Origin of the sequence: Leptolyngbya sp. FACHB-8 (genome assembly GCF_014695575.1) — a bacterium.
Taxonomy (GTDB): domain Bacteria; phylum Cyanobacteriota; class Cyanobacteriia; order Elainellales; family Elainellaceae; genus Vacuolonema.
Genome location: NZ_JACJOO010000044.1, coordinates 16,747 through 40,754, shown reverse-complemented (window position 1 = coordinate 40,754; position 24,008 = coordinate 16,747). Strand labels below are relative to the sequence as shown.

17 protein-coding genes, 1 tRNA gene and 1 pseudogene are annotated in these 24,008 nt (G+C 50.6%); 7 read left to right on the top strand and 12 right to left on the bottom strand.

The genetic code is table 11. The annotated features are described in order from the left end of the window. Positions 1–216: 216 nt before the first annotated feature. Positions 217–774 (bottom strand): NUDIX hydrolase, encoded by a 558-nt coding sequence (locus H6F91_RS09550; RefSeq protein WP_190775710.1) that lies wholly within the window; start codon positions 772–774, stop codon positions 217–219. Positions 775–991: 217 nt separating this feature from the next. Between H6F91_RS09550 and H6F91_RS09545 the strand changes: the two genes are divergently transcribed. Further along, entirely contained in the window at positions 992–1,723 is a 732-nt protein-coding gene (locus H6F91_RS09545) for a hypothetical protein (RefSeq protein ID WP_190775709.1), read from the top strand. Positions 1,724–1,885: 162 nt separating this feature from the next. Here H6F91_RS09545 and H6F91_RS09540 read toward each other — a convergent pair whose 3' ends face one another. Continuing rightward, on the bottom strand, positions 1,886–2,125 hold the full coding sequence (locus H6F91_RS09540) for a DUF6658 family protein (protein WP_190775708.1): 240 nt from the start codon (positions 2,123–2,125) through the stop codon (positions 1,886–1,888). 1,058 nt (positions 2,126–3,183) lie between these two features. Between H6F91_RS09540 and H6F91_RS09535 the strand changes: the two genes are divergently transcribed. Beyond that, a complete protein-coding gene (locus H6F91_RS09535) occupies positions 3,184–3,390 on the top strand; it encodes a chlorophyll a/b-binding protein (protein ID WP_190775707.1) in 207 nt (68 codons plus the stop codon). 357 nt (positions 3,391–3,747) lie between these two features. Further along, a pseudogene (locus H6F91_RS09530) lies at positions 3,748–3,906 on the top strand (DUF2188 domain-containing protein); the annotation flags it as partial. A gap of 161 nt (positions 3,907–4,067) precedes the next feature. On the opposite strand, the gene H6F91_RS09525 reads toward H6F91_RS09530, so the two are convergent. After that, complete coding sequence (locus H6F91_RS09525; protein WP_242035711.1) at positions 4,068–4,727, bottom strand: DUF305 domain-containing protein; 660 nt, start codon at positions 4,725–4,727, stop codon at positions 4,068–4,070. Positions 4,728–5,197: 470 nt separating this feature from the next. Between H6F91_RS09525 and H6F91_RS09520 the strand changes: the two genes are divergently transcribed. From H6F91_RS09520 to rppA, 3 genes are read left to right on the top strand one after another with little or no spacing between them, the layout of a single operon-like run. Further along, positions 5,198–6,109 (top strand): MoxR family ATPase, encoded by a 912-nt coding sequence (locus tag H6F91_RS09520; RefSeq protein WP_190775704.1) that lies wholly within the window; start codon positions 5,198–5,200, stop codon positions 6,107–6,109. After that, a complete protein-coding gene (locus H6F91_RS09515) occupies positions 6,110–6,685 on the top strand; it encodes a non-canonical purine NTP pyrophosphatase (RefSeq protein ID WP_190775703.1) in 576 nt (191 codons plus the stop codon). A 5-nt stretch (positions 6,686–6,690) separates the two neighbouring features. Next, positions 6,691–7,380 (top strand): two-component system response regulator RppA, encoded by a 690-nt coding sequence (gene rppA, locus H6F91_RS09510; protein WP_190775702.1) that lies wholly within the window; start codon positions 6,691–6,693, stop codon positions 7,378–7,380. Between the two features lie 426 nt (positions 7,381–7,806). Here the strand turns inward: rppA and H6F91_RS09505 are convergent, their stop codons facing one another. From H6F91_RS09505 to H6F91_RS09480, 6 genes are all read right to left on the bottom strand, one after another. Then, positions 7,807–8,352: a helix-turn-helix transcriptional regulator gene (locus H6F91_RS09505; protein ID WP_190775701.1), complete on the bottom strand. Its 546-nt coding sequence runs from the start codon at positions 8,350–8,352 to the stop codon at positions 7,807–7,809. 922 nt (positions 8,353–9,274) lie between these two features. Then, entirely contained in the window at positions 9,275–10,390 is a 1,116-nt protein-coding gene (locus H6F91_RS09500) for an aminotransferase class V-fold PLP-dependent enzyme (protein WP_190775700.1), read from the bottom strand. A 162-nt stretch (positions 10,391–10,552) separates the two neighbouring features. After that, on the bottom strand, positions 10,553–12,628 hold the full coding sequence (locus H6F91_RS09495) for a prolyl oligopeptidase family serine peptidase (RefSeq protein WP_190775699.1): 2,076 nt from the start codon (positions 12,626–12,628) through the stop codon (positions 10,553–10,555). A 209-nt stretch (positions 12,629–12,837) separates the two neighbouring features. After that, positions 12,838–13,053: a hypothetical protein gene (locus tag H6F91_RS09490; RefSeq protein ID WP_190775698.1), complete on the bottom strand. Its 216-nt coding sequence runs from the start codon at positions 13,051–13,053 to the stop codon at positions 12,838–12,840. Between the two features lie 122 nt (positions 13,054–13,175). Continuing rightward, positions 13,176–13,260: transfer RNA gene (locus H6F91_RS09485), tRNA-Ser, on the bottom strand. 243 nt (positions 13,261–13,503) lie between these two features. Then, the gene (locus tag H6F91_RS09480) at positions 13,504–14,433 is read right to left on the bottom strand and encodes a TIGR04168 family protein (RefSeq protein ID WP_190775697.1); all 930 of its coding nucleotides are present in this window, start codon (positions 14,431–14,433) and stop codon (positions 13,504–13,506) included. A gap of 426 nt (positions 14,434–14,859) precedes the next feature. Between H6F91_RS09480 and H6F91_RS09475 the strand changes: the two genes are divergently transcribed. After that, on the top strand, positions 14,860–17,469 hold the full coding sequence (locus H6F91_RS09475) for a polysaccharide biosynthesis tyrosine autokinase (protein ID WP_190775696.1): 2,610 nt from the start codon (positions 14,860–14,862) through the stop codon (positions 17,467–17,469). Between the two features lie 457 nt (positions 17,470–17,926). On the opposite strand, the gene H6F91_RS09470 is transcribed toward H6F91_RS09475, so the two are convergent. The 3 genes from H6F91_RS09470 to H6F91_RS09460 form a co-directional block, all read right to left on the bottom strand. Further along, positions 17,927–20,086 (bottom strand): glycosyltransferase 61 family protein, encoded by a 2,160-nt coding sequence (locus tag H6F91_RS09470; protein WP_190775695.1) that lies wholly within the window; start codon positions 20,084–20,086, stop codon positions 17,927–17,929. A gap of 277 nt (positions 20,087–20,363) precedes the next feature. Next, positions 20,364–21,446 (bottom strand): photosystem II q(b) protein, encoded by a 1,083-nt coding sequence (psbA, locus tag H6F91_RS09465; protein WP_190775694.1) that lies wholly within the window; start codon positions 21,444–21,446, stop codon positions 20,364–20,366. 1,062 nt (positions 21,447–22,508) lie between these two features. Continuing rightward, complete coding sequence (locus H6F91_RS09460; protein WP_190775693.1) at positions 22,509–24,005, bottom strand: MBOAT family protein; 1,497 nt, start codon at positions 24,003–24,005, stop codon at positions 22,509–22,511. Positions 24,006–24,008: the final 3 nt, after the last annotated feature.

Here is a 24,008-nt window from a genome sequence, read left to right as displayed (position 1 = left end):
AAACTCCTGACCTCGGAACTCGACAAGATTTCCCCTGAAAGGGTTGCGTCATTGACGTCCTACGATTTCATTCTCGAAGCCCTATTTGGCGCAGCTTCATATTAAAACGGTATAAGGAGATTTCCAGCAATGAAATTACCCCCCAGGATGTTGGTGTTTTGCCCGCTTCGCGGGCAAAACACCAACATCCTGGGTAAATTCTTATGCAGAAACCTCCTAAGAGCTTGTGCTAGTGGTTTGCAGCCACCAGTCAAGCAGCAACGCTCGGCATTGCAGGCATAGCAGGTCTGTCAACAAGTTTTGGACTCCCTGATGGTTGACCGTGTAGGTGCTACCAATTTGAGATTCAGGGATGGGGACATCTGGGGTCAAATGGGCCACGAAACCGAAAAGCTGTTGGTTGGAGAAGGAACTGTTGACGATCCAGCCGTTGGGATTAATGGGGGTGAGTTGGGCGATCGCCCCTTCCTTCACGCCCAACTCGCGTCCCAAAATCCGTACCGCCACTTCGTCGGCTGGGACTCCTTCCAGTAATCGACCTCCCGGAAAATCCAAAGTTGCGTGTTTGACGCCGGGGCGAAACTGCGCAGGTGGCAGGAGGAATTGCCCAGCCTGGATGGGGATGATAACGACAGAATGTGCCCGTTCGACTCGCCAGTATTCCAGCGGAGTGCCTTGATGGTCATGCCAGTGTTCGCCGATCAGAGTGAACCAGCGGCTCCGCATCTCAAGGAAGCGATCGTCGAATTGCCAATCGGGATGTGTTGAACCCATCACACACAAGGAGAATGAATATCTGCCTTTTACCTCTTGAAACCTTTATCCATCAAGCTTTCGAGAGGTAAAAGCTAAATCAGAGTATGGCATGTTTCGGGCAGGTGATGATAACTGCCATGCTACAGAGGGGATATTCCTACAGAAAGGTAGACGCCATCCCGCATTTGAGTCTTTACCGTGAGGGTATGACCTAGCCTCCAAAGTAGACTCCACCATGAATAACAAATTGCAAGACTTTTTGATGGATGTGACCCAGGAGGCGCTCATCGCCGCGATGAGTGTGCCTCGGGCGATCGCTACCAACATGCAGAAGACCACTCAATCGATGGCACCCAACACGGATGCGATTCACACCTGGGCTGAGCAGACAACCGAAACCATTGGCAAAGTTGTCACCCCCTTTGCCGAAAATCCCCTCATCAAAATGGGCACGAAGGTGCCTGGTATTAGCTGGTTGATGGCTGCCTTGGGCCAGGTGGATGTAGAAAAAGTCAATCAGGAAGTGGCAGAATTGCGTCGCCAGCATCCCACGGACTCCACCGATCAATTGGTTCGTCGCGTGATTGCCGATTCTTCCATGCGGGCTGCTCAGATTGGTTTGGTGACCAACTTTATTCCTCCTGCTGCCCTGCTACTGTCAGCATTAGACCTGGGTGCGGTAGCCGCATTGCAGGCGAACATGGTCTACCGCATTGCCACGCTCTATGGCTTTTCCCCCACAGACTCCGCACGTCGGGGTGAAGTAATTGCCATCTGGGGCTTGTTCTCTGGCGGTTCTGGCTTGTTGAAATCGGGCTTGAGTTTCGTGGAGCTCATCCCAGGCTTAGGTGCAGCCGTCGGGGTAACAAGCGATGCGGCTCTGTTGTATGGGATGGGGCAAATTGCGATGCAGTTCTACGAGCAGAAGCGGGCTAAGCAAAATCAGCAGGACACGATTTCTGTGTAAGGTCTACCTATATTCAAAAGAAAAAGGACGGTCCTTTGTGCCGCCCTTTTTCTTTTGAATATGAATGAGTACAACTCATCTCCAAAAACTGTTTAAAGAGGTTCTGAGAAGGTTGATTTTTCGTACGCGTAGCGCACGAAAAATCAACCTTTCAAACGGCTTCTAAGAGCGAGGTTTTGCTACCGCAGGATCTTCGGTTGCCTTAAAGCCGGTATAACCATCTCCACCTGACTTATAAGGATTATTGTTCCCGCCCATTTGCACGGGAGGATTGTCGGGGCGCGCACCTCGCACATCACCCGTGTTGCAAGCCGTGGTCGTGATGAGTAGCATCCCGATTAAGGCAACCAGCAAAACACGGGCCAGGGATAGCCGCTGAAATAACTCGCGCAAACGTTGCATAGCTAACTCCTTATAGAGCAGATGTCAAAAGCCTTTATAAAGCTCTGTCCAAAGCTTAGAGATTGCGGTTTCAGGCTTCATCTGTCAGCTGGAACATTAAATGCTATAGCTATAGGCGAATAGTGCTGAAACAAGTAGAATCTGAACGCTCCGATCCCAGCTTTTCCAATCTGGCGATCGCAGTCCTTCAGCCAGGTCTCCTCAAGATGCCAGTACAACAAGTTGCAGCCCTCCTTTCTGCTTTGAGTCCTTTCGCTGGAGGTTGCTGCCCGGCTTCACGCTTGCTTATGGCTAGTAGGCTGCGGCCTAAGTTCGCAACCTATGTTTTTGTGTAGGGTGCGAAGCACCCTACACAAAAACATAGGTGATGGATTTCCGCCTCAGCGTACTAGTATCGCGTTATCTAACCGCAGTTCGAGATAAGCTGAAGTGCCCATTTTGGTGGGCGCAAAACACCCTTACCCGACCTTGGGTTACTTAAAGGTGTGAAGCGCTTTGCACTCCATATCTCTAAACGAAGGCAGCCTGGCTATCAATTATCGAGAGCTATCGCATTGGTGCTTAAATGCCATCGAAAAGCCTTTGAAGGGCAAATATTAAATGTAGGGGTAGAGGCTAGTTTGAGCCTGTTTGTAGCGGCTTCCACTGTTATAGACATAAATTTTATCCATCAAATTGTAAGCGCCATAACAAATACTTATGAGTATATTAAAAATAGCTGATTATTCTATCTATATTGCTGAATGAAATCACTCTACTAGCATAACTGAGCAATAATTTTAGATTGCTATGATCAAATCTCTTAGAGACTAATGAAGGGTTCGCTCAAAGTTAATAAAGTAGCGATTGTAACCGTTAGAAAATTTAGCCGAAAAAGTGTTTTCAGCTAACATTTCAATCCCTTTCGAAAGACGAGTCAAACTTTTTCCCAACCCACTACTATTGATAGACCATAAATCGAAAGGGAATTCGTTACATTTGTTCATGTAAAGCACAAGCACAGGGCGCCGCTACCACATGAGCGGTTTAACCCGAACCAACATTAAGGAGATGAATCCATGACTTCCGGACCTCAGAATCCCCCCACCGGTTACGAAAATCAGTTTCAGCGCAAGTATGGCGAATTCGGCACCAAGTTTGAATTCGGTTCTAACCCCACTGCTGAACTGTGGAATGGCCGTCTAGCGATGCTCGGCTTCCTGGCCGCCATCCTGGTTGAATTGACCACTGGTCAAGGTTTCATGCACTGGCTGGGTCTGATCTAATAGATAGTTAATACCTTGATTTTCGTACGCTCAGCGTACGAAAATCAAACCCTTCTTGACCTTGCCAAAATTGCAAGCATCCTCAAGCCAAAAACTAAAAAGCTGAGCTGAACAATTAAAATTCAGCTCAGCTTTTCTATGGAGGTTATATAGCAGTAAACAGTTATTTGTTTTTCCGTGATGAGTTTCAAATAGGTGCTACTTCACGAATTGAATTTATCGATTGAGTTTCGGTATCAGAACCCGCAAAACTAACAAAAAACTATTGATAAAAACGATTGCTTAAACATCCTATCCGGTAGATTTCTTCGCATGCCTAAAAAGATAGGTTGATAGTGTTGATACTCGTATCGAATTATGCCTTGGAATTCTAAAGATTACCCCGCCTCCATGAAGAATTTGACCTCTGAAGTGCGGGGTAAAGCCATTGATATTGCCAATGCTCTATTAGATGAGGGCTACGAGGAAGGGCGGGCGATTGCCATTGCCACTGCCCAAGCTGAAAAATGGGCTGAACGCCGTCATAAACCCGTAAAGCAGGGCGAAGAGCAATAGTTCATGCTTGTCTATATGAGGCTGGGCAGCTCTCAGTCCGCAAACTGCACAAGTGAGAGAACTGCCCAACGTTGAGTAGAGACAGTTTGGCTGTGGCCTGCACTCCACAACCAAACTAAACATTATTGACCGTACCAATCCTTCTTCCACTGGTTCATCTGGTCAATTTCCTGCTGCTGGCTGGAAAGGATATTGCGAGCGAGCTCTTGCATCTCAGGGCGATCGCTCCGCTCTAAAGCTTGCTCGGCCATCTCCAATGCACCCTCATGGTGAGGAATCATGGCATTTAGGAAGCGTAGATCAAACTCCTCGTCTGCGGCTCCCAGATCCACGTTCATCATCATGGCAGCTTTCATCTCCTCAGACATTTCCATCATGTGCCCCATCTGAGCGTGGTACATCATGGGTTCTGGGCCAGCGTCGGGATACCAGGCCTGCCGCCACTGTTGCATTTGCTCAATTTCAGTTTGTTGGACTGCTGCGATCGCCTGGGCAAGCTGGCGAATTTCGTCACGGTTGGAATGTTCGAGCGCATCTTCGGCCATCGCAACTGCCCCTTGATGGTGCAAAATCATGCCGTCGATGAACCGTAGATCAAAGGTTTCATCTTTAGGTCCCAAGTCCATGTCGCCCATATCGTGACTCATAGCAGTCGAGGATTCTGCGCTGCCGGAGCTTCCGTGGTCCGTTGTCGTTGGGGATTCTGTCGTACCCATGCCGCTGCCATGATCCATCTGCTTTGCGCAAGCTGTCAGAGTGGGAGATATGGCAGACAAAGACATCAAGAGCGCGAAGGCGCCAAAGATTGATTTAGAGCGCATAGGAACCGTCAATCAAAGGGTTAGCTGAAAAACATACCTGCTTTACTATGCCGTAAAAAAATGAATTCGGGATGAAATCGAAATGCCTAGAGAATTTCTCCCAACCTCAAGTATTCGTACCTGAGATAGTTTTATTGAGAACCCCTTTCATACCAATCTTTCCGAGCTGATGAGGTACGAGAGATGGATGTGAGACGAAGTCTCACATCCATCTCTCGTACCTCATTGGCCTAGGGATGCTGCAAGCCCGGTGCACGCGTCACGTTCATACCAAAAGGGCTTTAGAGCATTCCAACCGAGCGGGTGTTGAATTTGTGTCTGAATCCGGGTCCCTATGCCGGAAGTAGGAGATTGTCTGGTAGAAACTCTTTTCATTTCCAGCCAATACTGGTCATGATGGAGCTATTCCCGTGTTGCCAAAGGGCTAACCCATGAGAGAACGTATTGAACCGCTGATTCAGAACCTCGGCCAAACTATTGTGGGAAAATCGGAGGCAATCCGCCTGGTTTTGGTGGCTCTGTTTTCAGGGGGGCACGCCCTACTAGAAGATGTGCCCGGTGTGGGAAAAACTTTGCTGGCGAAAACTCTAGCCCGTTCCATTGATGGCGAGTTTCACCGCATTCAATGTACCCCTGACCTGCTACCCACGGACATCACGGGGACGAATATCTGGAATCCCAGCAGCGGCAATTTCGAGTTTATGCCTGGGCCCGTGTTCACTAACGTGTTGCTGGCTGATGAGATTAACCGGGCGACGCCTCGCACCCAGTCGGCTTTGCTCGAGGTGATGGAGGAACAGCAGGTCACCGTAGACCGTAATTCTCGCCTCGTACCGACGCCCTTTTTCGTGATTGCAACCCAGAACCCGGTGGAATATCAGGGCACGTTCCCCCTGCCGGAAGCGCAGATGGATCGCTTTGCCCTCTCCCTCAGTTTGGGTTACCCCACGGAAGTTGAGGAACTCCAAATGCTCAATCGATTAGAAGATCAGAGCCCCACCATAAGAGAATTAAAACCGTGCATTAGTCTTGAGGAAGTACAAGCACTTCAGCGACTTTGTGCCACAGTTCGCGTTGAAACATCGCTACAGCACTATATTCTTGATCTAGTAAGGGCCACTCGCCAGGATGAGGATGTGGTGCTGGGCGCGAGCCCACGGGGTACGGTTGCGCTATATCGGGCGACCCAAGCACTGGCTTTCCTGGAAGGACGAGACTACGCCATCCCCGATGACGTGAAGTTTCTGGCTCCCTACGTTCTAGCGCACCGGATTATTCCTTCGGGAGGCAACCGGGCCAAGGCGGTGGTTGAACGCTTACTTCGGTCAGTCCCTATTCCCTAAATGCACACGTTTCTGTTTGTCACCCATTCTCAGAAAAAGCTGGCGGAAGCTGAACGGTATCTGGGACGAAAACTCCAGCATTACGGTCTGGATCTCCCTGAACTACAATCCGTTGATGTGGAAGAGGTTGCCGTCCACAAGGTGAAGTACGCCTATGGAGTACTCCGCCGCCCGGTGATGGTAGACGACACCGGGCTTTATATTGATGCCTGGAACGGTCTGCCAGGTGCCTTGGTGAAGTGGTTTATGCAACGGTCGGGCGATCGCGGCATCTGTGAAATGATGCACGGCTTTGAAGAACGCACCGCCCGCGCGAAAACCGTCCTTGCCACTTATAACGGCGAAATGAACATTTACGTCGGCACGGTCGAGGGCACGATCGCCACGGAACCGCGTGGTAACAATGGCTATAGTTGGGAAACGATTTTTATCCCGAATGGGAGCAATCGTACCCTGGCCGAAATGGAACTGGAAGAAAAAGACAATTACTCCGTGCGTCACCTGGCCTTTGAAGCTTTGGTACGCAAGGAATATTCGCTGGTTCCGGTGCTGGGGACGTGGGATGGGCGGTTTTAGACCTTATGCGTATCCTTCTCGTCGATGACGAAGCCGAGCTAACCGACCCCCTGAGCCGCATTTTGCAGCGGGAGGGGTATGTGGTGGATGTGGTGCATGAGGGAACGACAGGAAGCCAGTTAGCGGAAGAAAATGGTTATGCCCTGCTGATTCTCGACTGGATGTTGCCGGGGATGAGTGGCCTGGAAATTTGCCAGCAGTTGCGACAACGGGGCGATCGCACCCCTGTCCTCTTCCTCACCGCGAAGGACACTGTTGACGATCGGGTTCTGGGGCTGGATGCCGGAGCGGACGACTATATCGTGAAGCCGTTTGAGCTACGGGAATTGTTAGCGCGAGTGCGGGCACTGCTGCGGCGACCCCCTACTCTGGAACCTAGCGTTCCTGTTGATGCTCGCCTGCGAGTGGAAGACCTGGAATTAGACGTCGATAATCAACTGGCTTACCGCGCCGGCCGTTCTATCGAGCTATCCGATAAGGAGTCCAGTTTACTGGCGTATTTCATGCGCCATCCCAACCAGTTGTTGACCCATGACCAGATTTCAGAGTACCTCTGGCAGCCTGAAGAAAAACCCAGCAGTAATGCATTAGCGGCCCAGATTCGTCTCCTCCGGCGAAAAATCGAAGCAGCAGGAGAGCCACCGTTGATCCATACGGTGTATGGGAAGGGCTATCGATTGGGGAGCGATCGCTAAGGAGATTTCTGAGAAACAATATCCCCATTATTTGGAAAAAAGGCGCGGCTTCGCCGCGCCTTTTTTCCAAATAATGGGGAAGTTCTTATCTGGAAATCTCCTAAGGATCACAAATAAAACAACTTGCCATTCTTTTTGTGGTGTTGGCAAGGCGACCATCACAAAAAAAATGGCAGGTTATGAGATGCCCGATCGCTAAGGAGCCGTCTGATGAACCGTGCCGATCAGAGAAAAGGGATGCTTTTAAACCAAAAGCATCCCGGCGCACGCTTAGCTATGGCGTCTAGCTTCAGGGATTGTTTGAAGGGGGCCAGTAGAAGCACGGTTCAAACAATCGGGGGGCGATCGCCATCAAATTTGAATTGGTTTTGAAATGTTGGTTTCTCGCGCCACGCGGGCACGAAAAACCAATACGACAGATACTCTCTAGACCGTATGGTCAGAGGAGTAAAGAGATGCGCTGCGTTTCATGTTGATGCTTTTAACGTGCTTCTTCACCGTATTTACGGTGATGTGAAGCTGCTGTGCAATGGACTCATAGGTGCATTGCACCTGACGAAGCAATTGCACTTCCATTTCACGTTCTGTTAGACCGTACTTGCGCTTCTCTGCGTTAACGAGGCTACGGGCATTTTGCAAGGTGTCCTCGAGGGTGACAATAATGCAGGGATTCGTAGCATCTGGAATGAACCATTGAGCGCGCACGCGCACATAACCGACGGGCAGAAGGTCAATCCGATCCTCGATAATAATAGGAAGATCGCCGAACTCGTCGCGGTTCTCAAACAGGGAGCGGCAAATACGCCAGATGGATGGGGGAACCTGGCTCTCGGGCAGTCCGTCAGAATCCAAATGCTTGCAAATCTGACGAGCACTTTGATTGACGGCAACCACTAAGCCATGATTGTTGACAATCAAAATTCCATCGGGGTAAGACTCGACAATGGCCTGTAAGAAGAAGTTCTCACTCATTTTTAGGGGGCCTCTAATGACCAAGATTGATGCGAGAACCACCGAGTGCTATTGACTCTTATGCAGTCGGCAGCCCAAGCTGAAAACCAATGGGGAATGTGTTCATGATTCGTAATCGCCTGGGATTCGATAACGCCTGGGATATATAGATAAAACCATCACCCGAATGGGTTCGTCCTAGTGAACTATGCCACTCCTACAATTGGATTACAAGATAGTAGTATACTGGCATATGTGACAGGAAGGTTGGTTTGCGATCGCTTCTCAGCTCCTATAGGCAATAGATCTGGCACTTAACTGCATCTTGCTGGGGGAAAGTTTTTATTCTTATCGGTGGTTTATGGGTGTCTAAAATTCGTGGTTCTAAAGGCACTCTTCGAGACAATCGACTGACTGGCATATAGAGTGTGTTAAATACCCTTCAATAGAAGTGTTTTTCTGTGCCATACGACACCAAAAAATAACATTCAAGCACCCTTTAGTCCTGGCTTCAGTAGAAATAGAGGTAAGTAATCTTTTTCTATCATTTGCTTACCTTGCATCTGGAAGCCAGGAAAAGATTTATTCAAAAGTTCATAGTTGTTTCAATCGAATAATTTTCGAGTCCGGAAAGTCTTGAGAACCTATTACGAAACTTAAAAATCGCTCTACTTCAGGTGCTAAATAACAGCATAAAGTGAGTTCTGATACCAATACAAGTTGAACAGCTTCAACAGATATCGATCCCCCTAAATCCCCTATGGAAAGAGGGCCTTTGAGCCAGAAAACCCTCTTTCCATAGGGGATTTAGGGGAGCTAAGGCATTTTGCTACGTAGTAGATAACCTCAATTCAAGATGAGCTGAAGTGCCCATTTTGACATGCACTGCATGCACTCAAAAACGATACTTCAACGTATCCCAAAGTGAGGTTGATTGAGTTATTTATTGAATCTTCTGAAATGCTTGCTCCAAATCAGCAATCAGATCGCTGGGATGTTCCAAGCCCACAGAGACGCGGAGCAGATCATCAGGGGTAGTGGTGTCGGGGCCTTCCGTTGTAGCACGATGTTCAATTAGACTTTCCACACCTCCCAAGCTGGTAGCTCGCTGGAAGATTTGTAGATGATCCAGTAGCTTTAAGGATTGCTCACGCCCTCCCCGAATTTGGACGGATAGCATGCCACCAAAGTCGGTCATTTGCTTGCGGGCGATCGCATACCCCGCATTCCCCTCCAACCCTGGATAGTGCACCGCAGACACCCCCGGATGCTGGCCCAACCACGTTGCCAACTTCATAGCATTCTCGCAATGACCCCGCATTCGGTAGGGCAAGGACTGGATACCCCGCAGTAGCAGCCAGCAATCAAACGGCGAGGGAACAGCTCCCGCTGTGACCTGAATTTGCCGAATTTGCTGAACGGTATCTGAATCTACCCTGGCAATAACTGCGCCTCCCAGTACATCACTGTGGCCGCCTAAATACTTAGTGGTGGAATGGACAACCAGATCGACCCCCAGCTCAAACGGACGTTGCAATAGTGGGGTAGCCCAGGTGTTATCGCAGACACAAAGAGCGTTAGCATGATGAGCGATCGCCGCTACCGCTGCAATATCCACCACCTTTAACATTGGGTTGGATGGTGTTTCAATCCAGATTAGTCGGGTATTGTCCTGTACCGCTGACTGCACCGCTTCCAGATCCGTCATATCCAGAAAACTAACGGCTAGCCCCCAGGGTTGCAGAAGCGATCGCAAGATTGCTGTTGTGCCCGTGTAGGCATCATTGGGAGCAATCACATGGTCACCGGGACGGAGAGCCTGGAACACACTGGCGGTGGCGGCACTGCCTGAGGAGAAGGCGATCGCCACTTCGCCACCTTCCAGAGCCCCCAGGCACTCCTCCAACATGGTGCGGTTGGGGTTGTTATTGCGGGTGTATAAGAGGCCCCGATTGGGTTCCTGCTCGAAGGTGGTGGAGAGGTAGAGAGGAGGGGCGATCGCTCCAGTTGTGGGGTCAGCTTGTCGTCCGGCATGGATAGCGAGCGTTTCAATGTGCATGGGAATCTCTGGAATAGACGCAGTTCTCGCTTTAGCTTAGGCGAAACAATGATGATGTTGTTGCAGGAGCATGCCCATGCAAAACCAACGTTATGTTTGAAACCCATGCTGCCATACCGACCATTAGCGAATCAGGTTGGCTAGCAGGGCGTAACTCTGAGCTCAGGCAAACGTTGGTTCTACGCCCAGGTGATGGAAGATGAAGGCGTAGATGTCTGAGGTTTCCTCCAGGGCTTTGGTGAGGTTGCTGGCCCCGTGGCCTGATTTAGTGCCAATGCGAATCAAGACGGGGGCATACCCAGACTGTTGCGCTTGAAGAGTAGCGGCGTACTTAAAAGAGTGGGCAGGCACGACGCGATCGTCATGATCAGCGGTCACGATCAGCGTAGCCGGGTAGGGCACATCCGAGCGGATGTTGTGCAGGGGCGAGTAGCTGTAGAGGTAGGGGAAATCCGCTTCGTTGTCGCTGGAGCCATACTCGGCAATCCAGTTCCAACCGATGGTGAATTTGTGGAAGCGCAACATATCCATCACGCCTACCCCCGGCAGCACCACCTTAAACAGGTCGGGCCGTTGGTTCATCACAGCACCCATTAGTAAGCCACCGTTAGAGCGACCTTCGATCGCCAACTTATCGGGATTCGTGTAATTTTCAGCTATCAAATACTCAGCGGCGGCGATGAAGTCTTGAAAAGCGATGGGGCGCTTCTCGCGAATGGCAGCTTCGTGCCAAGTGCGACCGTATTCGCCACCCCCTCGAATATTGGCGATCGCCACCATCACCCCCTGTTCCAACAAGGCAATCCGGTTCGCACTGAAGCTCGGCAAAATCTCCACATTAAATCCGCCATAGGCGTACAAATAGGTAGGAATTTTCCCGTTCCGCTCAATCCCCTTCCTAGAGATCAAAAATAGCGGGATTCGAGTTCCATCAGGGCTGGGGTAGAACACCTGTTGGGTTTCAAATTGGCTGGGGTCAAAGGTGAGTTCAGGGGCACGAAAAACAGTGGAGTGTTGGGTTGTAATGTCGTAACGATAGATGGTGCCGGGTGTTGTGAAGGAGGTGAAAGTGTAGAACACAAAGTCATCATCTTTCTGCCCACCAAAGCCACCCGCTGTTCCCAGTTCTGGAAGAAGAATTTCGTTTTCCAGTTCCCCAGTCAGGCTATGAACATAGACTCGGGTTGAGACATCTTGCAGATAGGAGGCAAATATTTTGCCGCCAGCAGTATCCACATCTCGCAGGGGTTCCGGTCGTTCTGGCAGAATAGTTTGCCAGTGCTCCTCCGTGGGCTTTTGGGGGTCTACTAGAATGAGTCGACCATTGGGTGCATCTTTATTCGTAGAGATGAGAAGAGAGTCGCCTACATTATCAACAACACCGTAGGTTTCATCGGTGATGCTATCTACAATAGGGGTAAATTCTGTATCTCCCGTCGCTAAGTTCTTGACGTAGATAGCGTTTCCTAACTTCGCTTGACCGCGATCGGAGATGTAAAGAATGACATATTGTTCATCCTCGGTGGTACGGGCCATGTGAAACCTTAGAGGATGCTCAGGGTCTTCGTAGATTAATTGATCTTCTGATTGTGGCGTCCCTAAACGGTGATAGAAAACCTTATGAAATTCATTGCGAGATGATAGCTCTGTACCTGCTTCGGGTGCATCGTAGCGACCATAATAAAAACCATCTCCGCACCAGGCAGGAGAAGAGACTTTGACCCATTCAATAACTTCGGGTAAGGTTTCCCGAGTATCAATGTTGAGGATGCGATAGGTTTGCCAATCGGAACTCCCTTCGGATAAACCATATACGGCGTATTTCCCATTCCGTGATGGTGAAAAGGCCGTTAGAACCAGGGTCTTGTCTTCTGAAAAGGTGTTGGGGTCGAGCAGAATCTCGGGCTCGCCATCTAAGCCTTGTTGAACGTAGACAACGCTTTGATCTTGCAGGCCGTCATTCTTGAAAAAGAAGACGCGATCGCCTCGTCGATAGGGTGCCGAGTAACGGGGATAGTTATAAAGCTCCTGCAATCGGGCTTTGAGTGAAGCACGATAGGAAATATTATCCAAATAGCCGAAGGTTAGCTCATTTTGGGCAGCAACCCAGGCGGCGGTTTCATCAGAGTGGTCATCTTCAAGCCAGCGATAGGGATCAGCAACAGACGTGCCAAAGTAGTCATCGATCTGATCAACAGTACGCGTTTGAGGATAAGTTAATTTGCCGGGACGTGTCATAACAGAAATCTGTGGGGGCTAATGGTTCTGGTTTATAGAGGGGAGGTGGATGCTCAGCACACACCTCTCCTTACCATAGCCAAACTTCTGCTCCACGGAAGCGTGGTGCTCACGTCTTGCTTGGTATGGTCTGACGCAATCGGGTTCGGTCATACGATTAAAAAGCCGCGCATCGCGCGGCTTTTTAATCGTGTTCCGGTTTGGAGTTTTTACAAGTACTGATTACGTCGTAGATATAGCGTGGATATGGACACTAATGCCAGAGATTCAATCGTTAACTGAATCCCAACGGGAGCCGCAGTCAGGCCGTAAAGCCCAACCATGCTTCCCACTCCCGCTCCTGTCAGACGGAGCACTTCTTCTCTAGAACGAAACCCGAATGCAAAGCATAGGAATGCGATCGCCCACCAGACTAAATAATGCATCAGGCACCTTCCTTACAGCATGAATGGTGCATTAACCGATTAAAGCGAATGCTATGGACTATAAACTTGAAGATGGAAGAGATAAGAACTCAGGGGTTTAGTTCAACGTCGCGGAACAGGAACGGAGAGGGTGGGATTCGAACCCACGGTACCTTTCGGTACACTCGATTTCAAGTCGAGCGCATTCGACCACTCTGCCACCTCTCCAGGTGTTCCTTCATCTTATACCAACTTCTAACCAAACCAAACCCTACTCCCGTTTTGAGACGTGTTTTCAGCGCCCTGTTTAGACATCCTAAAAAGTGGCAGAAACCTCTCAAAATCTTGAGTTTAATTTTTGGATGGGATCGAAGCCCGCACACAAAAATTGACATGGCTCAAGAGGGGCGTTTCAAAAGGTTACTGAAATTTCAGCCTTGAGGAAGTTGGTAATAGGTTTATCTACTTATACTAACCTGCAATGGCCGGGGCGTCAGCAAAGTACAATACCTGTTTTGACTTAATTCCTAGGTCTTGATTAATCCACACCATAGAAGCGTGGCTTACCACCCCGTCTTTCAGGGTGACCAGGGAGAAGTTACGGAAACAGTCGTCCTCGGCCTCAATGATGCGAGGGACGGCGGCAGCATTCAAATAAAAGGTGCCGTCTTGAAGATGGGTAGGACGGCGCAATCGATCGCGCCGATGCCGCAGGTTATGATGCATGTGCCCAAAGGTGACTAGGGGGATGTGCTTGCCCAGGCTGCGGGTGTGGGCGATCGCCTCTGCCAAATCGGGATCGCCAAAGTCGCCGCCCAGGGGGTTCCAGTCACGACCACAGGGGTCTTCGGGGGCATCACCCAAGCCAAAGGGGCCGCAATGGCCAATGAAAATAAGGTTTTCCTGGGTGGCTTGAGCGGCAGCGGCAATGATACGCTCCGTCGACTCAGCCATGCTGTGCACCTGGTAGCGCTGACGGTAAAACGCCTCATATTTCCACTCTGAACCGCCCCAGCTAAAGGGCCGACCACCCACCACCGAAATCCCTAACTCAGGAAAATCTAGAACGCCATAGCCGACGTGGGTTGGGCCTAACAAATCTAACTGGCGTTGAACGCGGTCTTCTTTAGTGCGATCGTAGGGGCACTTTTGTCGGCCCCATTCTGTAGCGGTGTACCAGGCGTCGTGATTGCCGAGGATGACGGCTTTGGGAATGGACATGTGGGCGATCGCCTCCACCACCTCCACTGACTCGTTGCCAAAGTCCCCCACCAGTAAAACCAGATCAACTCCCAGATGCTTCAAGGCCCGCTCATCCTGGGCCTCCCATTGATCATGGACATCTCCGACAACAGCAAGGGTGAGAGATTTGGATGGGGACGACAGCTCAGGAGTATTCATGCCGAAAAGCTTTTATAACACAGGTCTTTTAGAGGATGGTTGAAAGATGCAAAATTCTAGTTCTGATGAAAGCACTCAGAAAACCTGCTTCAAGCATCCTCATTACAGGATAAAGGGTTTCGGAATTGAGCAACTCTAGAATTTGTCGTAGGTTATCCGAGTTCGAGCCTCAAACCCCCCCTTAGCTCGAACTGATGGTATTGCGAGTGTCGCGTTAGTTAGAGCGCTTTTCAAGCATTCAAAATCGTGATTCTGGTTACCTTTTTGACAAACTGTTCGGTTCTGCCTGGAAAACAGCGTAATAACAATGTGTAGATTCTGGAATTTTAGGCGTCGGTTCTACCTCCGTTTTGCCCTGTCATAGCCCCTGGCAAGCAGCGGAGCCAAAAGACCCTCAGCCTGAGATCAGTCGTGAATGGGGCAGCTATGCCAGTCGAATCCGATTCAACGTCTTTTGACAAGAATGGTCATGTTCCGAGAAGCAGCTACCTTCCCACAGGCAGCACTCCAGTGAACTTGAAGGAAGAAAATGAACTGGCAGAGTGGTTCCAGATTATTCGTCGGCGTCGCTATTTATTTGGTGGGGTCGCGATCGCCGTCACCCTTACGATGGCTGCCTGGACGCTGACCCGTACACCCATTTATCGGGGGGAGTTTCGTGTCCTTGTAGAGCCAGTGGCTCTGGATGATCCATCCCGCGAGCTGTTGCAAGGGGAAATGCCTATTTCCCCAGCCTTTGACTATTCCACTCAGATTGAGGTACTGCGCAGTCCGGCTCTGTTAAAGCCAATCGCGGAGAAGCTAGAGCGCGAGGATCCTGGGCTCAGCTACGGTATGTTGCTGCAGGATCTGCAGATTACCCGATTACGGGATACGAAAGTGCTATCTGTGAGCTTCCTGAACTCCGACCCAGAGCGGATTCAGGTAGTCCTGGATGCACTTTCTCAAGAGTTTTTAGATTACAGCTTTGAACAGCGGCAGAGTAGCCTGCGCCAGGGGATTCAGTTTGTCGATGGGCAGTTGCCTGAGTTGCGCGATCGCGTCGATAGCTTACAATCGCGCCTGGAACGCTTCCGTCAGGAATATAGCCTGATTGACCCGGAGAAGCGGGGAGATGAACTGTCCGACTTCATTAGCGAGGTGGAGAAACAGCGGCAGCAAACCCAAACAGCTTTGACCGAGGCGCGATCGCTCTACAACAGCTTGCAAAACCAACTGGGGTTTAATGATCAGCAAGCTCTGGCCGCCTCCAGCCTCAGCGAGTCGCCCCGTTATCAGGCGCTTCTCACCCAACTGCGCGAGCTGGAAGCCAAAATCGCTACCGAGTCAGCTCGTTTTCAACCGGATAGCCCCAATGTGATGGTACTGGAAGACGAACGGGCCAGCCTCTTGCCGTTGCTTGACCAGGAAGCCGATCGCGTCATTCAAACCTTTTCTGATAGTAGCGGTGCCACTGGCAACCTTACCCCCACCTCGCTAGAACTGACGCGCCAACTGATCAAAACTGCGAATGAAGTGCGCCAACTGGAAGCCCGTAGTGATGCGCTGACTCAGGTTGACACGGGCTTGAAGCAAGAGTTCGCTATTGTTCCTGCGCTGGCACGGCAATACACTGAGCTGCAACGGGAGCTAGCTGTAGCAACCGATAGCCTCAACCGTTTTCTGACGACCCGCGAGACCCTACAGATTGATGCTGCCCAAAAGTCGGTGCCGTGGGAACTGATTGCCGCACCATCCGTGGCGGGCCAGCCGGTGTCGCCCAATGTGCCGCGTAGTTTGATGATGGGGGCGATCGCAGGCTTCATTCTGGGAGGCATTGCTGCGCTCGTTGCTGACAAATTAGATCGAGTCGTGCACTCCACCGATGACATCAAGGCACTGACCCGTCTACCTATTCTGGGCAGCGTGCCTTTGGCAAGGGCTGAGGAAGAACTTGAGGTCGTCACGGTTCCCCAGGCGGCTTCTGAGTCTGTTCCAACTCAAGCCCAGGGCGATAGCAACCACTATCCTCGTGACTACTACATTGCCTCACCCTTTGCAGAAGCTTTCCGATCCCTTTACGCTAACTTACGGTTTCTCGGTTCCGATAGCCCAATTCGTTCAGTGGTGATCAGTTCCCCCTCACCAACAGAGGGCAAATCGACCGTCGCAACCCACCTGGCAAAAGCAGCGGCGGCAATGGGGCAACGGGTGTTGCTCGTGGATGCCGATTTGCGTTGTCCTCAGGTTCATGAACGGCTAAACCTGGCTAACCTGCGTGGCTTGAGTGATGTTCTGAGCAATAATGCCGAACTGGGTAGCCTGATCCGGGGGGTTGAAGGGGAGCCCTATCTGCATGTTCTGACGGCTGGTTCAAATCCTCCAGATCCAACGAAGCTGCTTTCCTCCCGCCGTATGCGAGCCCTAATGGAGCGATTACAAGGTATTTACAGCCTGGTAATTTACGATATGCCACCCATTCTGGGCTTTGCCGATACTCCCCTGCTAGCCGCCCATGCCGATGGCATGATGCTTGTCACAGCTATCGGCAAAACCCGGCGCACTGACTTGGCGCAGACCATTGAAACGCTCAACCTTTCTCCTGTGAATCTCCTGGGTATCATTGCCAATGGTGTGCAGCCCCCACCCGCCAACCACTACAACACCTACAACTATCACTACTACCGTCGCAAAAGTAGCGCAGGAAAAGGAAGTAGCTCTTTTGGGGACGCTAAAGCTGAACGCCTTGGTCGCCTGGGCCAACCTCGGACTTCTACCTTCCGTTTTTCTGGATTGAAGGACCTCTGGCAGAATCCCAAAGAAGCCCTATCTCAGGCTCGCCTACCCCAACAAGCTCAAACTTTTTCCCCTCAGCTTCTCGTTTTATCAGGAGTTGGGCTTTTGATTTCGGTTCTGTGGATGACTCAAATTATTCTTCAATGGCGCAAGGAACCCCAACCGTCAACACCCGAAACAACACCAACAGCACCGTCACCAGTTCCTTCGAAGAAACCGGATAATTTGTTGGATCCGTTTTTGTCACCCAAACAGAATTGATAGGGTCGTGTTGAAAAGCTGTCGTTTCTATGGCTTTTCAACACTAACAATACTCTGGACAGTTTTTCTGAAACCCTTGATTTTGCGTGCGCTTCGCGCACGCAAAATCAAGGGTTTCAGAAAAACTGTCCGAACTAATGCACTAAGGATCAAAATTTTTTTGTGAAAGTAGAAACCCCACCGCTACTTCTACAAAAAGAATGGCAGACCAGAAACCCTGTTACCGCTGATTAAGTACGGTGGTGTGGAGCCTTTTGTGCCCCACGCCACCGTTGCTGTACTTAACGCACTTGCACATTGCTATACACAGTGGAGTCACTATGAACTCTGGTAAAGCGAAGATTTTGAGAGAAGTGGGACAAAATTATCCTGATGAAGGTGCTCTCTTTAGGAAAAGTGGAGTGGTAGATGCACCCTGATTCAAACCTCTGGTTTCGCGGCCAGGGGTTTTATTTTTTTAAACTGGTTTAATGCCGAGCTTTTGCAACGTTTCTAGCAGGTGCTCCGGCTCCACCCAGACATCCTCCTGGCGAGAATCGGGATATAGCATTTGGTGTAGGAAAAGACCTTCTGGAACTTGGCCCAGTAGGTAGTGATATTTTAGATGTCTCCAGTTAGCGACGAGCCAGTAACAGGGATAGACATACTCCGGCGAAAACAGTTCAATTACAGTGGTCGCTGGCTGACAGAAGACAAGATTGGTCAAACCGCTGCCATGCAGAGTAACAATGACCTCTGCTTGGGCAAACAAGCACGCTTGTTCCTGAACAGAAAAATTTTCCAGGTGAATTGTTTCAAAACCCCAGGGCTTTAGAGCACTCAAAACTTGGGGTTCATTGATGAGCCGTCGCACACTGGCCTGGGCACGGCTAATGTAGAGCCGGCGGCCTGAGCCGGGCTGATTAGTAGCGTCTCCTAGAAAAGCCTGGCGCAGGAAGTCGCAGGCCCACTCGGGCATCCAGGAGATACTGGCAGGAAAGGAGGGCAGGATGAGCGATCGCGCTTCCAAATGCGGTACCAGTTCCGGAGAAATGGCTTTCTCCAAAGGAATGCCCAATTGCTCCAGGGTTTCTTTCTGGAAGGGATGCTTCGTGTCCACCAGATAGTAATCCACTTGCTCGGGCGTAATGCCTGCCTGACGCAATAGCTCGAAGCGTGGCAGTAGATCTAACATCCAGTGGAAATAGACGGAGTTGGAGAGGCCTGAGAGAATGGCGACACGCCCATCGATTTTTTGAGGTGCGGGCAAAGTGGCACGACGCAGGAGGGGATGACGGCTGGGGTGGGCGTCGGGATGGCCAGGGCTGAGAATTGGAGAAAAGGGCGACACGTCCCCCAGGATGTGGTTATCGGCGGCGATCGCTGCCACCTGGTGATTCTCCTCAATCCAGTAACGGCCTTCTGGAACTATTACGACGAAGGCTCCTGGCAGGGGAACCTGGCTGCCGAAGCGAAAGCTGGGATGGATTTCGGCTTCTTCTGCATGGGGTGGGCACAACGGCATGAGCGAAGGCGGCTGTAGTGGCTGATAGCTCGCTTCGGGATGAGTCTGCGCCCATTCTGCGGTGGTTTCGTAGAACCCTGTAGGAGCGTTGACCTCACCACTTGTAGAGGTTATAGAATCCGGCTGTTGCAAGCTGGATTCTGGCTTGGCTAAGGTTTGCAAAGGTAACGTTGTGATGCTATTGGAAACCAGTTCCAGGGCTGGTGTAATGCCTGCATTCCACCCCATGCGTTGCAGCAGTTGGTTCAAAGCTACGGTGGCATCCGCCGTATTACCCGTTACCAACGCTTGCAGGAAAGCCCTGTTTAACCGCAGGTGAGCTGTACTGCGATCGCCCTCCTGAAGCTGAGTTTCCCATGCCAGGTAATCAGTGATGAAGCGAGCAAGTTGAGGGGAGATGTGCTGCCAGTACTGCATCGCTGTTGCTGGATTTCCCCACCGTAACCAGGCCCATCCCAGGTCGCCAGAGAGAGTGCTAGGGTTCGGCGAGTGCTGGATGGCCTGTTCTAAATGGGCGATCGCCCTCTCGGCTTCCCCTATTCGTAACAAACATTGTCCTAACCGATGGTGAATATCACTATGGTCTGGCTTGTGCGTCAATAATGCTTGATAGGCAGCGATCGCCGCAGGCCATTCCCTTAAAGCCTGATAGGTTTGCCCTAACGCAACATAGGCCGGAATAAAAGAGGGCTCCAGAGCCGTCACTGTACTCCATGCCTCACAGGCGCTTTCATAGAGCCCCTGTTGGGCCAGTGCGCTACCCAACCCCATCAGGGCTTGCGTTGATTCGGGCTCCAATTCCAACGCTTGCCGAAAGGCTCGTTCCGCTGGCTCAAAGCGTCGCTGCTGAAGCTGACGTTCTGCTTCGGTTACCAGACAGGAGAACAGGGCTGCTAACGTTTTGCCCACAGTATCGGGATCTAGAGAGGCGATCGCCTCCATCCATACAGCTTGGGCAGTTTCTTCATCCCCATTGAGCACGTAGGCTACCCCTAGGGGCCAGATGCAGCCTTCATCGGATGGGATGCAGTCTTGGTAGTAGGCAATTGCGGCTTCAAAGTTGCCCTGGGCGATCGCCAATTCGCCCTGATCTAAAATCGTTGTTGCGTCCATCCGATCTGGTTTCCAACGGGTGTTAGTAGAATACCCGCTTTACACAAGCTGCTATGCATGTTTGGTTTTTACAGCACTACGTGCCGAGAACCAAACACGTTATTTTTTGAGAAGCCATACGGAGTATGGCTTCTCAAAAAATAACGTGTCCTAACTAATCGGGCCAGGGCTATAGGCGCAAGATGTGACCCTAGCAAAAAGACGGCCCCTATTAGGGGCCGTCTTGCATTCAGCTTAATGCACAGCTTTAGGTTTCAAAGAATCCTATGTGCAAGCCTTAGCCGTTGATGCTGGGAGCCGTCAGAGCAACAGGCATCTCATCGCCAGAGGCCAGGTCGAGAGGGAAGTTGTGAGCGTTGCGCTCGTGCATCACTTCCATACCCAGGTTCGCGCGGTTCAGAACGTCCGCCCAAGTTGCAACAACGCGACCTTGAGAATCCAGAATCGACTGGTTGAAGTTGAACCCGTTCAGGTTGAATGCCATCGTGCTGATACCCAGCGCGGTGAACCAGATACATACTACAGGCCATGCACCCAAGAAGAAGTGCAGTGCGCGAGAGTTGTTGAAAGAGGCGTATTGGAAAATCAGACGACCGAAGTAACCGTGGGCTGCCACGATGTTGTAGGTCTCTTCTTCTTGTCCAAACTTGTAACCGTAGTTCTGAGACTCGGTCTCGGTGGTCTCACGCACCAGAGAAGAAGTCACCAAAGAACCGTGCATCGCAGAGAACAGAGAACCACCGAACACACCCGCTACGCCCAGCATGTGGAAGGGGTGCATCAGAATGTTGTGCTCTGCCTGGAACACGAACATGAAGTTGAAGGTACCGGAAATACCCAGGGGCATCCCGTCAGAGAAGGAACCCTGACCAATGGGGTAGATCAAGAAAACTGAAGTAGCGGCAGCCAGAGGTGCGCTGTAAGCAACGCAGATCCAGGGACGCATACCGAGGCGGTAGCTCAGTTCCCACTGACGACCCATGTAAGCAAAGATCCCAATCAGGAAGTGGAACACAACCAGTTGGTAAGGACCACCGTTGTAGAGCCACTCATCGAGGGAAGCAGCTTCCCAGATGGGGTAGAAGTGCAGACCAATGGCGTTGGAAGAAGGAACAACCGCGCCAGTGATGATGTTGTTGCCGTAGAGCAGAGAACCTGCAACAGGCTCACGGATACCGTCGATGTCCACAGGAGGAGCCGCGACGAAAGCGATGATGTAGCAGATGGTTGCAGTGAGCAGGCAAGGGATCATCAGAACGCCAAACCAACCGATATAAATCCGGTTGTTAACGCTGGTGACCCAATTGCAAAATCGCTCCCACGCGCTGGCGCTATCGCGCCGTTGAAGGGTAGTCGTCATAATTAGGAATAAATGCAGTGTAGGAAAAGAATGAATCGAAGATGTTAAAAATCTTCAATTTGATAGTAGTTATAGATGCACAAACATTTCTAGTAGTCTTCACAAAATTTCGTAAAGAAAGGACTGATATCCTTCTTCCATAATCCTTAATAATTATCTCAATAGCTTGCTCTAGAACCATTCCAGTTTTTGTCGAAGCTATCAAACCGTTCTAAACCTTATTCGAGCTTTGTAACTAATTCTAAAGATTGGTAACTGAAATGATATTTATGCGAATAGAAACTCGCTTTTAGAGCCTGCCCAAATGATTGATTTGCGGGTACTTTAGGATAATCGAGCTCAATCCTTGCTGAGCATACAACTCCTGCCCTGCAATCGTTTCACTGTATTTAGTGCCCTGTTCGCTGACGTATGGGATTAAATGAGGCAATGATACAAACAGACTCTAGAGTTTGTTAACTTTAACGCTGTTTTGAAAGAAGTATAGGGCGATCGCCACGACTCCTTCAAATCAACTGCGGAGAGTGCTTAGAACCTTACACAGCTCCCTTTTCCCTCTGCAAATAAGGTGATCCATAGATGCCTGAACACTTCAACGGCCTTTACTAAAGCGCTAGTAATTTTGCACGGATTTTGCACATGTAAAAATGACGCAAAATGAGCGCGATCGTGTTGCTATAAAACTCATCCATGGTCCTAGTTCTGCACTTTGTGCAGAATGTGTGCAAAAGTTTTACTAACAGAAACCAAGTTTGGCTTTAAACCTGCTCAGAACTAACCCCATTTTGTTGGGAGTTAGTGAATCACACACACTCAGTAACCTCAGTTCGAGATAAGCCCTTGGCCCCAACTCAGAATACTCAGCTTGGTTAAACAAATGGTGTGCCGCCTGCTTCGTGGGCGTGCACACCATTGTTTGGTCTTAGGAGATTTCTGAGAAACAATATCCCCATTATTTGGAAAAAAGGCGCGGCGAAGCCGCGCCTTTTTTCCAAATAATGGGTAAGTTCTTATCTGGAAATCTCCTTATGCTTGATCAGGCTGAGCTACTTATTCGACCGTTTAGAAGTCGAAATAGATGTATGGCGGGCTTTCGTTGGGAGCCATCAGCCAGGCCAGCAGCAAGCAGGATGGAATTAACAACAACTTCAGCGGCAAACTTAGCTTTAGCTTGAAGCCTCGATGGAACAGGTAGGCAATGCCCATACCCACAAAGAGAGCGACCAGGAGAGCTGCGATTTGAAGACGATCGCTCCCCAACGCTTCCACATAAATCTTCTGGGCAAATTGTGCATCTGCCGGGTGGCCCCAGAGCCGTTGGATGACCATGCCCGATTCACTTAAGTTGGGCAATCGGAAAAAGATCCAGGCAAAGAAGACGGAGGCCTGTGTGACCCCCCAACCCAGCACAACACCCACCGGATGCTGCCAAAATTTAGCCAGCGCGGGCGCTTCTTTCGTGATGACATCGGTCAGACGATGAATCACCAAAAATAGGCCGTGTAAGGCTCCCCACACCACAAAGCCCCAGGCGGCCCCGTGCCAGATGCCTGCAATGATCATCACGATTATCAGGTTCAAGCAAGTACGAGCAACACCTTGCCGGGAGCCTCCCAGGGGGAAGTAGAGATAGTTGCGCAGCCAATCTCCCAGGGTCATGTGCCAGCGACGCCAAAAGTCGGCAATGCTGGTACAGAAGTAGGGGAAGTTGAAGTTTTGCGGCAGCTCAATGCCTAACAAAATGGCGGAGCCTCGGGCCATGTCCACGTAGCCGCTAAAGTCGAGGTAGAGCTGGAACCCGTAGGCAGCGATCGCCAACCACAAATCTCCACTTCCAGCCCGCTCCAGGCTCTCAAAGCTCAGATTAACCAGGGTCGCCAGGTGATCAGCCAGCAGTAGCTTTTTAATGGCTCCACAGGCAATCAGCCAGAGCCCTTCGACAATCTGTGAAACCTGGGGAAACTGTACTTCTTGCAGTTGGGCGGCCCAGGGATGGAAGCGAGTGATGGGACCCGAAATAAGTTTTGGGAAGAACAGCTTGTAGGAGGCGAATTTCAGCAGACTGTAAGTTGGAGGTGCGCCCCGATAGACATCAATCAGGTAGGCAATACACTCGAAGCAGAAGAAGCTGATTCCGAGAGGTGCTAGCAAGTTCTGGCTAAACCATGCCGCTCCTGTTTCGGCGGCGGGCAGGTTTAATACAGCATGAACTGACGACAGCAAGAAGGGCACATACTTAAAGCCCAGCAGCAGCAGAACGTTGAGGACAATCCCAACGATTAACATGCTGAGACGGCGACGGTTCCAGTCATGCTGTGCAAATTGCCAGCGCTCATCCTCGACCCGCCAGTCCATTGGCGTTCCGAGGGCCAGCCCGATCTGATAGGTTAGCCACATCATGACCAGCAACAGCGGCACGTACTGGATTTGTAAGGAGCTGTAGAAGACGAGGCTAGCCATCAAGAGCACGACTAGCTTGAGCGATCGCCCCTCCACAGACCAGAACAACCCCATCACGCTGAGGAGGAATAAACCATAAAGGATTGAGAGAAATCGCATAGG

Coding starts and splice junctions, on each gene's coding strand:
- H6F91_RS09490 (WP_190775698.1), bottom strand. CDS start 13,053: ATGCATTATTTAGTCTGGTGGGCGATCGCATTCCTATGCTTTGCATTC.
- H6F91_RS09470 (WP_190775695.1), bottom strand. CDS start 20,086: ATGGACGCAACAACGATTTTAGATCAGGGCGAATTGGCGATCGCCCAG.
- H6F91_RS09540 (WP_190775708.1), bottom strand. CDS start 2,125: ATGCAACGTTTGCGCGAGTTATTTCAGCGGCTATCCCTGGCCCGTGTT.
- rppA (WP_190775702.1), top strand. CDS start 6,691: ATGCGTATCCTTCTCGTCGATGACGAAGCCGAGCTAACCGACCCCCTG.
- H6F91_RS09460 (WP_190775693.1), bottom strand. CDS start 24,005: ATGCGATTTCTCTCAATCCTTTATGGTTTATTCCTCCTCAGCGTGATG.
- H6F91_RS09525 (WP_242035711.1), bottom strand. CDS start 4,727: ATGTCTTTGTCTGCCATATCTCCCACTCTGACAGCTTGCGCAAAGCAG.
- H6F91_RS09545 (WP_190775709.1), top strand. CDS start 992: ATGAATAACAAATTGCAAGACTTTTTGATGGATGTGACCCAGGAGGCG.
- H6F91_RS09535 (WP_190775707.1), top strand. CDS start 3,184: ATGACTTCCGGACCTCAGAATCCCCCCACCGGTTACGAAAATCAGTTT.
- H6F91_RS09505 (WP_190775701.1), bottom strand. CDS start 8,352: ATGAGTGAGAACTTCTTCTTACAGGCCATTGTCGAGTCTTACCCCGAT.
- psbA (WP_190775694.1), bottom strand. CDS start 21,446: ATGACGACTACCCTTCAACGGCGCGATAGCGCCAGCGCGTGGGAGCGA.
- H6F91_RS09500 (WP_190775700.1), bottom strand. CDS start 10,390: ATGCACATTGAAACGCTCGCTATCCATGCCGGACGACAAGCTGACCCC.
- H6F91_RS09495 (WP_190775699.1), bottom strand. CDS start 12,628: ATGACACGTCCCGGCAAATTAACTTATCCTCAAACGCGTACTGTTGAT.
- H6F91_RS09515 (WP_190775703.1), top strand. CDS start 6,110: ATGCACACGTTTCTGTTTGTCACCCATTCTCAGAAAAAGCTGGCGGAA.
- H6F91_RS09475 (WP_190775696.1), top strand. CDS start 14,860: ATGCCAGTCGAATCCGATTCAACGTCTTTTGACAAGAATGGTCATGTT.
- H6F91_RS09480 (WP_190775697.1), bottom strand. CDS start 14,433: ATGAATACTCCTGAGCTGTCGTCCCCATCCAAATCTCTCACCCTTGCT.
- H6F91_RS09520 (WP_190775704.1), top strand. CDS start 5,198: ATGAGAGAACGTATTGAACCGCTGATTCAGAACCTCGGCCAAACTATT.
- H6F91_RS09550 (WP_190775710.1), bottom strand. CDS start 774: ATGGGTTCAACACATCCCGATTGGCAATTCGACGATCGCTTCCTTGAG.